This is a genomic window from Candidatus Palauibacter polyketidifaciens (genome assembly GCF_947581785.1).
GTDB classification, from domain to species: domain Bacteria; phylum Gemmatimonadota; class Gemmatimonadetes; order Palauibacterales; family Palauibacteraceae; genus Palauibacter; species Palauibacter polyketidifaciens.
The window spans coordinates 37,672-51,903 of sequence record NZ_CANPVO010000015.1; the positions used below are offsets into that span (position 1 = coordinate 37,672).

General features: G+C 68.9%; 14 protein-coding genes. 8 read left to right on the forward strand and 6 right to left on the reverse strand.

Annotated features, from left to right (window positions below; all coding sequences use genetic code 11):
• Positions 1–59 precede the first annotated feature (59 nt).
• Positions 60–878: a 5'/3'-nucleotidase SurE gene (surE, locus tag RN729_RS03790; protein WP_310782349.1), complete on the reverse strand. Its 819-nt coding sequence runs from the start codon at positions 876–878 to the stop codon at positions 60–62.
• A 258-nt stretch (positions 879–1,136) separates the two neighbouring features.
• On the opposite strand from surE, the gene RN729_RS03795 reads away from it, so the two are divergent.
• Entirely contained in the window at positions 1,137–1,649 is a 513-nt protein-coding gene (locus tag RN729_RS03795) for a hypothetical protein (protein ID WP_310782350.1), read from the forward strand.
• Positions 1,650–1,845: 196 nt separating this feature from the next.
• On the opposite strand, the gene RN729_RS03800 is transcribed toward RN729_RS03795, so the two are convergent.
• Positions 1,846–3,780 carry a ferrous iron transporter B gene (locus RN729_RS03800; protein WP_310782351.1) on the reverse strand — a complete coding sequence of 645 codons (1,935 nt, stop codon included), beginning with the start codon at positions 3,778–3,780 and terminating at the stop codon, positions 1,846–1,848.
• 66 nt (positions 3,781–3,846) lie between these two features.
• On the opposite strand from RN729_RS03800, the gene RN729_RS03805 reads away from it, so the two are divergent.
• The gene (locus RN729_RS03805; RefSeq protein ID WP_310782352.1) at positions 3,847–4,143 is read left to right on the forward strand and encodes a FeoA family protein; all 297 of its coding nucleotides are present in this window, start codon (positions 3,847–3,849) and stop codon (positions 4,141–4,143) included.
• Here the strand turns inward: RN729_RS03805 and RN729_RS03810 are convergent.
• On the reverse strand, positions 4,140–4,610 hold the full coding sequence (locus RN729_RS03810; RefSeq protein ID WP_310782353.1) for a DinB family protein: 471 nt from the start codon (positions 4,608–4,610) through the stop codon (positions 4,140–4,142). The two genes, RN729_RS03805 and RN729_RS03810, sit on opposite strands and share 4 nt — an antisense overlap.
• Positions 4,611–4,785: 175 nt before the next feature.
• Between RN729_RS03810 and RN729_RS03815 the strand changes: the two genes are divergently transcribed.
• Both RN729_RS03815 and RN729_RS03820 read left to right on the forward strand, forming a co-directional pair.
• Positions 4,786–5,994: an FAD-dependent oxidoreductase gene (locus RN729_RS03815; RefSeq protein WP_310782354.1), complete on the forward strand. Its 1,209-nt coding sequence runs from the start codon at positions 4,786–4,788 to the stop codon at positions 5,992–5,994.
• A complete protein-coding gene (locus RN729_RS03820; protein ID WP_310782355.1) occupies positions 5,994–6,452 on the forward strand; it encodes a DUF2569 family protein in 459 nt (152 codons plus the stop codon). Before RN729_RS03815 ends, RN729_RS03820 begins: the two co-directional genes overlap by 1 nt.
• A 48-nt stretch (positions 6,453–6,500) precedes the next feature.
• Here RN729_RS03820 and RN729_RS03825 read toward each other — a convergent pair whose 3' ends face one another.
• Entirely contained in the window at positions 6,501–7,817 is a 1,317-nt protein-coding gene (locus tag RN729_RS03825; protein ID WP_310782356.1) for a hypothetical protein, read from the reverse strand.
• Positions 7,818–7,999: 182 nt separating this feature from the next.
• Between RN729_RS03825 and RN729_RS03830 the strand changes: the two genes are divergently transcribed.
• From RN729_RS03830 to RN729_RS03840, 3 genes are all read left to right on the forward strand, one after another.
• Entirely contained in the window at positions 8,000–9,355 is a 1,356-nt protein-coding gene (locus RN729_RS03830) for an MBL fold metallo-hydrolase (RefSeq protein ID WP_310782357.1), read from the forward strand.
• A gap of 49 nt (positions 9,356–9,404) precedes the next feature.
• The gene (locus tag RN729_RS03835; RefSeq protein ID WP_310782358.1) at positions 9,405–9,845 is read left to right on the forward strand and encodes an SRPBCC family protein; all 441 of its coding nucleotides are present in this window, start codon (positions 9,405–9,407) and stop codon (positions 9,843–9,845) included.
• Positions 9,846–10,011: 166 nt separating this feature from the next.
• Entirely contained in the window at positions 10,012–12,465 is a 2,454-nt protein-coding gene (locus tag RN729_RS03840; RefSeq protein ID WP_310782359.1) for a prolyl oligopeptidase family serine peptidase, read from the forward strand.
• 66 nt (positions 12,466–12,531) lie between these two features.
• Here the strand turns inward: RN729_RS03840 and RN729_RS03845 are convergent, their stop codons facing one another.
• Both RN729_RS03845 and RN729_RS03850 read right to left on the reverse strand, forming a co-directional pair.
• A complete protein-coding gene (locus RN729_RS03845; RefSeq protein ID WP_310782360.1) occupies positions 12,532–12,930 on the reverse strand; it encodes a type II toxin-antitoxin system VapC family toxin in 399 nt (132 codons plus the stop codon).
• Positions 12,923–13,231, reverse strand: coding sequence for a hypothetical protein (locus RN729_RS03850; RefSeq protein ID WP_310782361.1), 309 nt, complete (start codon positions 13,229–13,231; stop codon positions 12,923–12,925). Before RN729_RS03850 ends, RN729_RS03845 begins: the two co-directional genes overlap by 8 nt.
• 207 nt (positions 13,232–13,438) lie before the next feature.
• Here RN729_RS03850 and RN729_RS03855 point away from each other — a divergent pair, with 207 nt between their 5' ends.
• Positions 13,439–14,227 (forward strand): glucose 1-dehydrogenase, encoded by a 789-nt coding sequence (locus RN729_RS03855; RefSeq protein ID WP_310782362.1) that lies wholly within the window; start codon positions 13,439–13,441, stop codon positions 14,225–14,227.
• Positions 14,228–14,232: the final 5 nt, after the last annotated feature.

The window sequence follows — 14,232 nt, forward strand, 5'->3', positions numbered from 1 at the left end:
TCGGGAGACAGGCCCTTCCCGGCGGGCAGGTCACGGGCCGGACGGGAGTTGCCGGTCTCCTAACCTCCGCTCCCGCTCTCCCCGAGGAGTGCGTTCAGGTCCCACCCTTCCAGAGCCTCCACGGTCGGGCGGTCCGTCCAGTCGAAGCGAAGCGGCGTGATCGTGACGAGGCCCTCGTTGTACGCCTCGGTGTCGCTCCCGGCCGGGATGGTCTCCGGAGGCACGAACACCACGCTGAACCGCCGCTCTCCCTCGGCGTCAGCGGCCTCTTCGCCCGGATCCCCCGTCACCTCCTCGTGGTCGATGACGAAGTAGCTGCCGCCCATGGGACGGGCCGCGATGCCGCGCGTCTCGGCCGCCGTCGCGGCCGGGAAGTTGAGCGAATAGACGATGCCGGTCTCGGGCCCCCGGCGCCGCAGCTCCGAGACGAAGCGGGCGACGATGCCGGCGGCGTGCTCGAAGTCGCCCGGACCAGAGTCCTGCGAGGCCGCCACCGCCGGTATCCCCAGGTACGCCCCCATCATCGCGGCCCCCACCGTCCCGGACATGTGAGAGATTTCACCGACGTTCGCGCCGATGTTGATCCCGCTCACGACGAGATCGAACCCGGATTCCGGCGCGAGCGCCCGGATGGCGAGGCGGACGGCGCTGGCCGGCGTGGCTTCGACGCAGTTCCCCGCCGGCGTGGCCCGGACGCGGAACTCCTCGTCAAGGCTGATGCTCATGCTCGTCCCGCTCTGCTGGTCGCAGGGCGCCGCGACCGTCACTTCGCCGACCTCCCGCAGGGCCGTCACGAGCGCCTGAATGCCGGGCGACTCGATCCCGTCGTCGTTGGTCACAAGGATGTGGTAAGGAGCATCCTGCGCCGGTTCGTCCACCGGCGCCTCCGACGCTGGTCCGCCGCCGCACGCGAGGGCGCCGCTACACGTGACCATTGCCATCGTCCGCTTTGTCGTTCTCCAGGCCTCCATGAGCAGCCCCCCTCACCCGTGTTCCGCGTAGTGCCGGATCCATGCTTGGCATGATCAAGATCGCAAAAGTAGCTCTCGCTGCGGAAGTTGAACATCCGTTGCTCGCCCTGCGTAGTATGTGTTGGTGCGGTGTGCAGTCATTCCCGGCGGAGACGAGGTAGCGAGATGAGTGTTACGGAACAGACCAGGAGCGTCGTCTGGAACGAACTGTTCGATGTCGCGCGGACGGCCAGATACTACGATGGCGCCGTCAGGAAGTACGCGTTGCGACGGTACGTGGTCCGCTTTCTTGCCGCGCTGGGAGCGATGGGTGCGTTCACGGTCAGCGTCGATATCCTGCCCGAGTCGCTACAGGTGCTTGCCCCCGTGTTCCCGCTCGCGCTGCTCGTCGTTCTGGTTGTCGACATGACGACCCGCTTCGATGCGCAACTCGCGCTGCTCACTCGCGCCAGACATGACTACAACCGGCTGGAAGGGGACTGGAAGATCCTGTGGGCATCGGCTTCGGCGCCTGAAACCGCAGACGCGGACATCGTAGCACGCATCAACGAACTTCGGGACTCGGAGCAGATGGTCGCCGCGTGGGTCGGAGGTGCGCAGGTCGGTACGATGAAGAGGCTGAGGGATCGCATCGATGCCGAGACCTATCAAGCCATCGAGGGCCAGTATGCGGCGTAGCCCGATCCGTGAGGTCAAGACCCGAGTCCCCCGTAGCCCGGGTACCTCGCCACCGCCGATGCCGCCGCCGCCGCCTCCACCACCGCCTCCACCACCGCCTCCACCCGGAGAATAGCGACCACCGTCTCGGAGATTCGACCGCAAGAGGAGCAGCCGGCCTGACGCCCCGCTCTGACGACCCGCCGGACGCGCGGCCTCAGAGCAGTTGGTTCGCGGCCAGGGCTCCGGCGTAGGCCAGCGCGAGCATGTAGCCGAACTGGGCCAGCGGCCACTTCCAGCCGGCCGTCTCCCTCCGCATCATCGCGACCGTGGACATGCACTGAAGGGCAAACACGAAGAAGACGAGAAGGGCGATGGCCCCCCCGAAGTCGAGGTCGCGCTGCAGGGCGGCCCTCAGTTCGAGCGACGTCTCGTCGCCGTCCTCGATTCCGTAGATCGTGCCGAGCGTGCCGACGATGACCTCGCGCGCGGCGAGCGAGGAGACGAGACCCACGCCGATCCTCCAGTCGAACCCGAGCGGTTCGATCGCCGGTTCGATGACCTGTCCCATCTGTCCGAGCGCGCTCTCATCGACCGGTGGCGGGGCGCCGTCGACCCGGGGGAACTGTGCCAGGACCCAGAGGACGACGGTCACGGCGAGGATGATCTTCCCCACCCTTCGGAGGAAGATCTTGCTGCGGTCGAGGAGGCGGAGGGCAACCGTCCGCAGCGCCGGAATCCGGTACGGGGGCAGTTCCATCACGAAGCCGGCGGGCTTCCCCCGCAGGAACGTGCGCCGGAGCAGGAAAGCGGTGCCGATGGCGGCGACGAGGCCGAGCGCGTAGAGGCCGAGCATCGTTGCCGCCCGCGTCCCGAAGAACGGCCCCAGGAGCGGCTGTTCCGGGATGAACGCCGCGATCAGGAGGGCATAGACCGGCAGCCGGGCCGAGCAGGTCATGAACGGGGCGATGAACATCGTCGCCATGCGGTCGCGTTCGTCCTCCACCGTGCGCGCGGAGAGGATCGCCGGGACCGCGCACGCGTAGGCCGAGAGGAGCGGCAGGAACGCGCGCCCCTGCAGTCCGACCCTCAGCATCGTGCGGTCGGCGATTACCGCCGCCCGCGCCATGTAGCCGGAGTCCTCCAGAATCCCCAGGAAGAGGAAAAGGATGAGGATCTGGGGGAGAAAGACGAGGACGGAGCCCACCCCCGCCCACACGCCGTCGATGAGGAGATCCCGGAACCAGCTCGCCGGGAGCCGTGCGGCAAGCCATTCGCCGGAGGAGGCGATGCCGATTTCGACCCCGTCCATGATCGGCGTGGCCCATGTGAAGATGGCCTGGAACACGAGCGCGGCGAGGACGAGAAACACGGCCGGACCCGCGATCCGGTGCAGGAAGAGTGCGTCGAGACGCTGCGTCAGCTTCGGAGGGCCGGCCGAGCGGTACTTCGCGGAGGCGAGCGCGTCCTGGACCACCTCGCGGCGGCGGGAGAGCGCGTCCATCGTCGGCAGCCCGGCTCGTCCGGTTCGGGCGCCGGAACCCGACCCCGGCTTCGCGCCGGTCGCGGGCGTCGCCGCGCGCATGGCCACCCGGTCCAGGAAGTGGGCGACCGCTTCGACGCCCCGCCCCGTGCGTGCGTCCGTCCGGACCGCTTCCACGCCGAACGCGGCAGCGAGCGCCTCGTCGTCCAGTGTGCCGTCCCCCGCCTCGAGTTCGTCCGCCATGTTGAGGACGAGGAGCGTCGGGCGTTCCCGCTCAAGCACGGGACCCACGAGCATGAGTTGCGTCTCGAGCCGGACCGCGTCGACGATGAGCACGATGGCCTCGGGCGCCCGCAGGCCTTCGATCCGGCCTTCCAGCACGTCGCGCGTGACGCGCTCATCGGGGGAGCGGGCCGAGAAACCGCTCACCCCCGGCAGGTCGACGATGTCCAGATCGAGACCCGAGGCGAAGCGCGCCCGGCCCACGTGTTTCTCGACCGTGACGCCCGGATAGTTCGCGACCCTCTGCCGCAGTCCGGTCAGACGATTGAAGAGCGTCGTCTTGCCCGAGTTCGGCGGACCGATGAGGGCCACGACGGGCGGACCGGAAGCGGGCGCGTCCGTACCGGCACCGTGATCCGCGCGCGCTGGGGTCGCGACTGGGGGCATGGCGGGAGACTACCGATAACGATTATCGTTAGTTGAGACTGGTTCTCAACCGGAGGAAACGCTAGTATGTCGCGCTTCGATGGTCAAACCAACGTGAGGGATAATTCCGGCGTGAAGAACGGAAGATCGAACGGTTCCCGGACGTCGTTGATGGACGTGCCGCTGCGGCAAGCGGTCGAACTTGAGCGCATCGACGCACCGAACGACGAAGTCGAGCCGTTGCTCGAGCGCGGCATCCTGCCGGGCTGCAAGCTGCGCCGCGTTCGCAATTCCCCCACGGGAGACCCGATCATCTCCGTCGAAGGCACCCTCCTGGCGCTGCGCCGCGAATCCGCCGCGCAGCTCTTCGTGCGTAAAATCTAGGCGTAGGGCATCACCGGCACTTTTCCGAGCAGACGCGCGTAGACCGTGAGCGCGCCACGGTGGTGTGCCGTGTGATCCGTGATCCCGTTCACGATCGCCGCTCGCGGTTGGCCTTCCATGATCCGCGGATCGTCGATCGGCGCTTGGAGTTCCTCGTCCGATTTGGATCCGATGACCTCGACCGCCCGACCGTAGGCTCGGTCGACCCAGGCAATCGCTTCGGCCAGCGAAGTGACGGCCCGCGCCTCCTCGAGATGTCCTTCGAAGTCCATGTTCCAGCCGTCGCCGAAGGCGCCGTCGACGAACCAGTCGACCGTACCGGCGGCGTGCGCCACGTGGCCGGCCACGGTGAACACCTCAGGGTTGGGCCCGAAACCCGAGTCCTCCTCCGTGAACGTCTCCAGCGTCTTCTTGAACAGACTCCTGGACATGGAAAGCTGTGCGGCCAGACCTTCGGCGTAGGACATGGATGCTCCGTGGGGCTTGATGTTCGGTTTTTATTCGGATTGCGGATCATGCGCCCCGACCGGAGCGTTGTCAAGCGTGAACGACAAGACCACTCTCAGCCGCCGGGATTTTCTCGCCCGCGGTAGCGGCGCCCTGGTCTCTCTCTCCCTGGGCACCGGCTGCTCGGACAATGGAATGGGTCCGGTCGTCAGCGTGCCGCCATCAACCGGAGACCGGGTCGACGTGATCGTGGTGGGCGCCGGCCTGTCCGGACTGGTCGCCGCCTACGAGTTGGTCCGGGCAGGGCACGATGTCCGGGTTCTGGAGGCAAGAACCGCAGCGGGCGGTCGGGTACGGACGCTGCGCGAGCCCTTCGACGACGGGCTCCTCGCCGAAACCGGCCCGGCCCGCATCCCGCCCGACCACGATCGAACGCTCGGCTACATCGATCACTTCGGGATCGAGACCTCGCCCTTCTATACGCAGGACGGCGAGTACCTCATCGTTCCCGAGCGGGGGGCCCCCTACCGGGAGACGCCGGGCGTGTTCCTCCGCGGGGGGCGGGGCACCTGGCTCAAGATTCCGGTGGGGACCGACGCCCTGCCCATGGCCTTTGCCGAAGCGCTCGGAGACCGGGTGCGGTACGGCTCACCGGTGACGAGGGTGGTCCGGGACGAGGCCGGCGTCGTGGCGACCTACGAGACCGGCGGCGGCGCGGAGGAACTGAGGGGCGGCCGCCTCATCTGCACTGTTCCCCTCCCCGTCATCGACAGGATCGTCTTCGACCCCACCCTCTCGGCAGCGAAGCGAGCGGCCTTCAGAGCCACGTCCTACGAAGACGTCACCCGGGTCTACGTCCAGTACGCGGAACGGAATTGGGAGGAGGACGGCCTGAACGGATGGGGACTGTCGTTTGTGGGGGGCTTCTCGGAAATGTGGCATCCGACCTGGAATCAGCCGGGGCCTCGGGGCATCCTGATGTCCTACATGTACGGGGACATGGCGCGCACGGTCGCGGCGATGGAGCCCGGCGCCATCGTACCCGATTTCATCGATCGCTTTGATGGCCTGTTCCCCGGCTCCCGCGAGGTCGCGGAGCGCGGAACCCACTTCGCGTGGGAGCATCAGCCCTGGATCGGGGCCGCCTATGCCTGGCACGATCCCCCGTTCGCCGAGCACCCGGAACTGGCATCGCCCGAGGGGCCCATCCACTTCGCCGGCGAGCACGCCTCGGGCGAGCGGGGGTGGATGCAGGGAGCCCTCCAGTCGGGTCTCCGAGCGGCTGCGGAGATCGATGCGACCGTGACGGGGGAACGAGCCCGCACGACCGTGGCGATCTCGCGGCGGCGGCTGGTGCGCCGCGTCGCAGGTGCCCCCCATGCTCCTGAATGGCTGGCGCCCTGATGGGACCAGCTCCAAACACGGAGACCGCGATCGACGGAACCACGCCGGTCGGCGTGGGAGGCTGGCTACTGGTGTACCTCGGTGGGTCCATCCCCTTCCTGCTCGTCCATGCGGCGGGCCTGTCGGGATGGTTTCTCGACTATGCCCTTTGGCTGCTGGTCGCGATCTTCCTCGTCCTCGCGTCCCCGCTCGCCCTCATCCTCCTGAAGTCGCCACGCGCCCCGACGTGGAACGTCGTCGCGCTGTGGGTCGTCGCTCTCGTGATCACGCTGCGCGCGGCCGCCGTCCCCTTCAATCTCGAGACCGACGGGACGGCGCAGAGGAGGAACCCCGAGGAATGGGTGGCCGCGATCGCGATCCTCGCGGCCATCGTCGTCGGGTCTCTGGCGTGGGCGACGATCTGGACGGCCTATTTCCGGCGGTCGCTGCGCGTACGGAACACGTTCCGTCCGCAGTGAGGAGCGCGCACCGGGGTGGGAGAGACTGTCAGCCGACTTCGGGCACCTTCAGGGCGTCGGGGGAGGTCGCGCGGATTCCAGGCGGATCGCGGGGGGGAGGCGCCACACGGTGATGACGGGGACGTCGAACTCGTCCGTGTCGATGAAGGCGACGAGGCCATCCGGGCCGAAGGCGTCCGGCATGTCGGGCAGTGCGGCGGTTCCCGTCTCGAGCGTGCCGAGGTAGCGCCCGTCCGGGGCGATCACGTCGATGGGGCCCGCTTCGTCCGAACCCGGCTCCGTGCTCCGCTGGACCCACAGCGCGCCGTCCCAGGTCGCGCGCAGGGCCGCGATGACCGGCACTTCCGGGAAGAACCGCATGTTCTCGAGGGCCTCCCGCTGCAGCGACCTCATGTTTTCGATCATCTCGCGGACCGCGGCGGGCGGTGCGCTCCCGCGCTGCGTGATCGTGCGGTTGCTCTCGGCCTCGAGTTGCCGTTCGCGCTCCTCCCGTTCCATCTCCTCCGTCACGGCCAGCGGCCGGATCGGCCGGCGCAGGATGCGCGAGATTACGCCCGACGGATCGGTGAGCTTGACGGCCCAGGCCGACGAGTCCGAGAACGCGACCCCGCCCGATGGCAGCGCGTCGAACAGGAGGTCCGGTTCGAATCCCCATTCCTCGCGGATCATGTCTTCGAGATCGCCGCTCCGCGGGCCATCATCCGCGACCGGCGCCCGGGCCTCCGCGATGACGCGATCCTCGACGTCCTCCGAGGACATGTCGACGCGCTGGATCGTGCGTCCGCTACGGCCGATCAGCGTGCGCGCGCCCGTCCGCTCGGGTCGGAGGTTCGGGCGGCGCGCCATGGCGAACCCCATGCCCCCGCCGCTCTCCCTCACCATGCGCTCGAACTCGCCGGCGGGGCTGAAGACGTGGTATCCCGCGTGCAGCATATCCTCGACCAGGGTCTGCCCGTCCTCCCACACGACGAGCTGCGTCGCCGCGCGGAACTCGCCCGGACCTTCGCCGGCGCGGCCGAACTCGCGCACGAAACGTCCTGTCGCATCCACCACGACGACGCGTGCGCTGGACTCCATCCGGGTCCCGTCCAGGAGATAGAGGTTGCTCGCGCCGTCGAAGGCGACGCCGGAGATGGACGTGAACTCCTCCCACTCGGCCGCCGCGGCGGCGGACCCGATGGCGTACACCAGCTCGAGGTCCGGCGAGACGGAACGATCCTCGCCGGGAAGCTCGACCGTCTCCTGCGCTTGCAGGCCGGCGCCCCCGAGCACCGCCCCAAGCACCGCCACCCGCCCGGCGGTGAACCCCCTCGCGAATCCCGCGGCGAGCCGCGGTCCGCGGCTGGCGCTCCGTCGTGACGGCACCTTCATCCTGGCAGCCCCCTGCGGCATCTTGGCAGCCCCCCGCCGCGGCTTAGGTTTGTTCGAGTGTGGGCGCGGTGCCCGGTCCCGTCTCCACCGGGAATTCCGCGCCAACTACTATGGAGGTAGTAGATATGATTCGCAAGCACTCTTCCCCCCCGGCCTCCGGCACGTCGATTCCCCTGATGTCTCGAATCCCCCTGCTCGCACCCGCCGCGCTCGGCGCCGTGGTCGCGTGGGCTGGCTGCGGCGGGGGAGACGCGCCTTCGGACGAACCCGCGGGGGGCGCGGAGGCCGGGGGCGCCGGGGCCGCGGCCGGCGACGCGCCGCCGCAGTTCGAGACAACGGAGGTCGCCGACGGGGTCTACCAGTTCCGCTGGGGCGGACACAACGGCCTGTTCGTCGTGACCTCGGAGGGAGGCTTCGCCTTCGATCCGATCTCCGTCGAGGCGGCCGCCACCTACGCGGAGGAGATTCGCCGGGTCGCACCGGGCGTCGAACTCGCGGCCATCGTCTACAGCCACCACCACGCAGACCACTCGACGGGCGCCGAGGTGCTGCGAGAAGCGTTCGGGGTCGACGTCCCCATTTACGCGCACCGGAACGCGGACGCACCGCTCAGGGAGGCGGCGAACCCCGATCTTCCCCCACCCACGGACACCTTCAACGAGACGATGACGCTCGCGGGCGGCGAGATCGAACTCCACTACCTCGGCCGCAACAACGGTGACGACATCGCGGTGGGCTTCGTGCCGGCGCACAGCCTCGCCTTCGCGGTGGACTTCGTGGCGCGCGACCGGTTCGGGTACCAGGACCTGTCCGGTTTCCACTTCCCCGACCAGTTCGACGCGATCGAGGGCCTGCTCGAGATCCCGTTCGAGACGATCGTGTTCGGGCACGGGCCGTCTGGAGACCGCGCCGCAGTCGAGCGGCAGCTCACCTACTACCGGGATCTGGACGCCGCCGTGCGGGCCGCTTTCGAGGCGGGGCTGAGCGAAGACGAGACGGCCGAGACCGTCCTCATGGAGGACTACAGTCACTGGGACCGCTACGACGACTGGCGCGAACTCAACGTGCGCGGCATGCACCGGAAGCTCCTGGCCGCCGGCGTGGGCGAGGAAGTGGGTGAGCACGAGGAGGGCGGCGAGCACGACCGCGAGGGTCGCGAAGGCCGGGGCGAGCACGATGGCGAGAGTGGCGAGCACGGCGGCGAAGGCGGGCACGACGAGGGCGACGAAGGCGAGGAGTCGGGCGAGTACATCGAGCGGGACGCGACCTGGGATGCAACGCGACGTGGGGCTCGGCTCATCCTCTCCTACGATCCGGGGCGGGACGCCTTCGTGGGGACCGTCGAGAACACGACCGACGAGACGCTGTGCGCGGTGCGTGTCGAAGTCCACCTCTCCTCGGGAACGGAACTCGGACCCACGCAGCGGACGAACGTTGACCCGGGCGGGACGACCGAGGTCGAGCTGGCGGCCGGCGGAGAGGCCTTCGAGCGCTGGACCGCGCACCCCGAAATGTCGCGCTGCGCAGGGTAGGAGACGTTCCCGCGGGAACGTCGTTCGGCGCTTTCACCAGAGAGAGACGTTGAAGGACCGCGTCTACACGGCATCGCAGTGGGTGCCCAGCCCGCTGGACCGGACCTTCGCCTTCTTTTCCGACGCCTACAACCTGGAGCGGATCACACCGCCATTCGTGAAGTTCCGGATCGTGACCCCGCCGCCCATCGTGATGCGCGTGGGAACGCGAATCGATTATCGGCTACGGCTGCACGGAATCCCCATTCGGTGGCAGAGCGAGATCACGCACTGGGATCCGCCACACGGCTTCATCGACGAGCAGCGTCGCGGCCCGTATCGGAAATGGATCCACGAACACCGCTTCCGCGAGGAGGACGGAGGCACGCGCGTCGAGGACCACGTCATGTACGCGGTTCCGGGCGGCGTGCTGATCGACCGATGGTTCGTGCGCCCCGATCTCCTGCGGATCTTCGACTACCGCCAGCGCGTCATCTCGGAATTGCTCTGAGGCCAGGGGTCGGAGACGTTCCCGCGGGAACGCGCCGGAGGGGCGCTGAGGGAACGGCTCGAGGGATGACGTAGCGGCGCGGTCGCCCTGGGCCCATCGCTGTCACGCCCGGCTCGCTGAGCCTACTATGAGCGCAACGGGACCCATCCGCGCGGGAGCTTGCACCATGTCGATCCGTCGCTTCGCCGCCCCCATCCTTGCACTCGCCACGCTGCTCGTACCGCCATCCGGCCGGTTGGCTGCGCAGGAAGCCTACCGTACGCCACCTCCGGACGTCGTCGACATCCTGGACGCTTCCCCGTTCCCCGAGGCGGTGATCAGTCCGTCGGGTGACCGGATGATCCTCGCATACAGCGAGAGCATGCCCGGGATCGAGGATCTGGCGGCGCCGATGCTGCGGCTGGCCGGACGCAGGATCAGTCCGGTCACCAACGGCATGCACGCCGCGCCACCGTTCGTGCGTTTCTCGGTCGTCGACCTGGAAGGCGGCGGCACGCGCGACGTCACCGGCGCCGAGGACGGCCTGGGACCACCGTTCTGGTCACCCGCCGGCGACGGCTTCGCCTTCACGCGAACGACCTCGGACGGCGTCGCCCTCTGGCTGGCCGACCCGGCACCGGGCGCCGCGCGACCCCTTACGAACCCGTCGCTGAACGGCGCCCGCGGCGAACCCTGCTCCTGGATGCCCGACGGTCGTGCGCTGCTCTGCCACTTCATCCCCGACGGCCGCGGCGCCCCGCCCACCCCGGCGGCGATCCCCGTCGGCCCCATCACGCAGGAATCCGGCGGCGAGGCCGCCCCTTCCTGGACCTTCCAGGACCTGCTGGAAGACGCCCACGACGAGGCGCTCTTCGATTACTACCTCACGTCGCAGCCGGCCCTCGTCGACGCCGCCACCGGAGCCACGCAGCCCATCGGCGCCCCGGCGGTCTACGAATCCCTCGACCCTTCACCCGGCGGCGAGTACTACCTGTCCGTCCGCACGGTTCGCCCCTACTCGTACCTCGTGCCCGACTCCCGCTTCCCCAGGGAGGTGGAAGTCCTCGGCGGCGACGGCGCGCCCCTGCGCACGCTCGCCACGCTCCCGTTGGACGAGGGCGGCCCCGAACACCTGGGCTTTCGCCGCGCCGGTCTCCGCCAGTTCTCCTGGCGCCCCGGCGTGCCCGCGACCCTGGCCTACGTGGAAGCCCTCGACGGCGGCAACCCCGCGCTCGACGTCCCCCACCGCGACCGGGTGCTGACCCTCGCGGCGCCCTTCGACGGAGAGGGCACCGAACTCGTGCGCACCGAGCACCGCCTGGGTTCGGGCGCCTTCGGCTTCGGCTACCCGGTCCTGTGGGGCGAGGACGGCGAGACCGCCCTGGTGTACGAGTTCGACTGGCCGACGCGGAGGTCCCGCGCCTGGGCCGTGCAGGCGTCCACTCCCGGCGTCCAGCCCGCGCTCCTCTGGGACCGCAGCACGGACGACTGGTACGGCAATCCGGGCGACCCGGTCATGAAGCAGGACGGGGCCGGCAAGCGGGTCGTTCACATGGACGGCACGAGCATCTTTCTGGCGGGCCCGGGAGGATCTCCGGAAGGAGACCGGCCCTTCCTGGACCGGCTGGATCTGACGGACGACGCGCGGCAGCGACTCTTCCACTCGGGCGCAGGCAGCTACGAGACCGTGGTCGGTCTGGCGGACGCACGCGCCGGCCGGATCGTCATCCGGCGCGAGACGAGCGAGGAGCCGCCGAACTACCACCTCGTCACGACGGCAAACGACGAGCGCACGGCCCTCACGTCCGTCCCCGACCCCCAGCCCCAGCTCGCGGGGATCACCAAGAGCAAGATCTACTACGAGCGCGACGACGGCATCCCGCTATCGGGCGAGCTGTACCTGCCCGCCGACTACGAGCCCGGCCAGAGGCTCCCGGTCCTGGTATGGGCCTACCCGCGCGAGTTCGCCGACGAGGACGGCGCCGGTCAGGTCAGGGGCTCGGCCCACCGCTTCACGACCATCTCCGGCGCCTCGCACCTCCTGCTGCTCACCCAGGGGTTCGCGGTGCTCAACGACGCCGCGATGCCGATCGTGGGCGGCTTCGCTGCGAACGACACCTACGTGGAACAGCTGGTGGCCAACGGCAGGGCCGCGGTGGACAAGCTCGTCGAGATGGGCGTGGCCGACCGTGACCGGGTCGGGATCGCCGGCCACAGCTACGGAGCCTTCATGACCGCCAACATGCTGGCGCACTCCGACGATTTCGCCGCCGGCATCGCGCGCAGCGGCGCCTTCAACCGGAGCCTCACGCCCTTCGGCTTCCAGTACGAGCGCCGCACCTTCTGGGAGGCGCCGGAGGTCTACTTCCGCATGTCGGCCTTCATGCACGCGGAGAAGATCAACGAACCGCTCCTCCTGACCCACGGCGTCATCGACAACAACTCCGGGACCTTCCCCGTCCAGTCCGAGCGCATGTACCACGCCGTGAAGGGCCTGGGAGGCACCGTCCGCCTGGTGATGCTGCCCCACGAGAGCCACGGCTACCGGGCCCGCGAATCGGTCCTGCACACCGTGTGGGAGACGTTCGACTGGATGCGCCGTCACGTGAAGGAGCGGCAACCCGGCGCCCTGGTCCCCTAATGAAGTGCGCCTCCCGGGCATCACACTCTCCAATTTCAAGACCACACCGTGACCACAAACTGGCCGTCACCGGATCTGCACGACGGTCACGCCGTCGATCTCGAGGTCGGACCAGCTTCGGTCGGCGGTGAGGACCGGGAGACCGAGGCTGCTTGCGGTGGCCAGACAGGCCCGGTCACCCAGTCCGAGGCCCTGGCGCCGTGTCCTCATACGATAGGAGCCGCTGAGCAGCGCCGCCTGGCGGTCGAAGGGAATGATTTCGACCCCCAATCCCCGGACGACGCGCGCCACCGTCACGGAGGACAGGCCGTCTTGCGAGAGACGTGCCGCGACCTCGGCCACGTTCACCGATGACATGGCGGCTCCTCGCTTGAGCGCGCGTTCGACGCGAACCGCCCCCGGTTCATTCAGCAGGGCCGCCAGGACGGCCGAGGCGTCTAGGACAGCCTCGGCCGGTTCATTCACGGGCGGCTTCGGCTCGCCGTTCCAGGATGAATTCATCGACGCCGCCGGAGCCCTTCCGGTGCCGGCGCACGATGGCCTGCAGCCGCGCGAGTGCGGCGCTGGTGGTGCGCAGCCGGATCGTGTCGCCCTCCAGGCCCATTATCAGTTGCTGCCGGCCCTGAATGTCCAGTGCGCGGCGGAAGCGGGCGGGGACCACCAGCCGGCCGGCTTCGTCGATCGTCACGCGTTCGGTGTCGGGCACCGAATCCGGCATGGAGTCCGGCGAAGCATCGGTCGGCGAGTTCCGGTTCTCTTTCTTCATGGTATACTCCGTGTTTATGGCATATTTTGCGAAGATACCATGTCGAGAGCCGAGGCACGAGAGGTAGACTTCGTAACCCGTCCGCGGTGAGATTCCGCTGCTGCATGCCACACGTCGCTTTCGTCGATACGATAGGGACCGCCGCTCCGATTCCGCAGTTTCGCGACGGCGATCAACGCGGGATCATCGAATCAGGAAGGGTTCAGCGTGATCACACTTGAGGGGAAGACCGCCATCGTCACAGGGGCGGCGAAGGGGATCGGCGCCGCGTGCGCGCTCGCCTTCGCCCGTCACGGGGCGGATGTCGTGCTGGGGGACGTGCTGGAGGAGCGCTGCGCGGACACGGCGCGCCGCATCGCGAAGGAGACGGGGCGGGAGACGCTCGCGGTGCGTGCGGACGTGAGCGAGGAGCGCGACTGCGCGGCCCTGCTCGAGGCCTGCACGGAACGCTTCGGCCGCTGCGACATCCTGCTCAACAACGCGGGGATCATCGCGGCGGGCTCGATTCTGGACGCCGAAGTCGAGGACTTCGACCGGGTGCTGGGCGTGAACCTGCGCGGGACCTTCCTCGTCTCCCGTCTCGTGGCGCGGGACATGGTCGCGCGCGGGGTGAAGGGGTCGATCATCCACATGTCGTCGACGAACGCGGTGGTGACGATTCCGAACCAGCTCGCCTACGCGGCCTCCAAGGGCGGGGTCATGCAGCTCACGAAGGTGATGGCCATCGCGCTCGCGCCGCACGACATCCGGGTCAACGCGATCGGGCCGGGGACGATCGTCACCGACATCCTCGACTCGGTGATCGCCGACGAGGAAGCGCGGCGCACGATCCTCTCCCGCACGCCGCTGGGACGGTTCGGGGACCCGGCCGAGATCGGGACGGTGGCCGTCTTCCTCGCGAGCGACTACGCCTCGTACCTCACGGGGGAGACCATCTACCCGGACGGCGGACGGCTGGCGCTGAACTACACGGTTCCATTGCGGGAAGACGGGTGATGGGC

Bases quoted from the DNA above. Each gene is read 5' to 3' on its own strand.
- RN729_RS03795 (WP_310782350.1), top strand. From the start codon at position 1,137: ATGAGTGTTACGGAACAGACCAGGAGCGTCGTCTGGAACGAACTGTTC.
- RN729_RS03800 (WP_310782351.1), bottom strand. From the start codon at position 3,780: ATGCCCCCAGTCGCGACCCCAGCGCGCGCGGATCACGGTGCCGGTACG.
- RN729_RS03805 (WP_310782352.1), top strand. From the start codon at position 3,847: ATGTCGCGCTTCGATGGTCAAACCAACGTGAGGGATAATTCCGGCGTG.
- RN729_RS03810 (WP_310782353.1), bottom strand. From the start codon at position 4,610: ATGTCCTACGCCGAAGGTCTGGCCGCACAGCTTTCCATGTCCAGGAGT.
- RN729_RS03815 (WP_310782354.1), top strand. From the start codon at position 4,786: ATGGGTCCGGTCGTCAGCGTGCCGCCATCAACCGGAGACCGGGTCGAC.
- RN729_RS03820 (WP_310782355.1), top strand. From the start codon at position 5,994: ATGGGACCAGCTCCAAACACGGAGACCGCGATCGACGGAACCACGCCG.
- RN729_RS03830 (WP_310782357.1), top strand. From the start codon at position 8,000: ATGTCTCGAATCCCCCTGCTCGCACCCGCCGCGCTCGGCGCCGTGGTC.
- RN729_RS03840 (WP_310782359.1), top strand. From the start codon at position 10,012: ATGTCGATCCGTCGCTTCGCCGCCCCCATCCTTGCACTCGCCACGCTG.
- RN729_RS03850 (WP_310782361.1), bottom strand. From the start codon at position 13,231: ATGAAGAAAGAGAACCGGAACTCGCCGACCGATGCTTCGCCGGACTCC.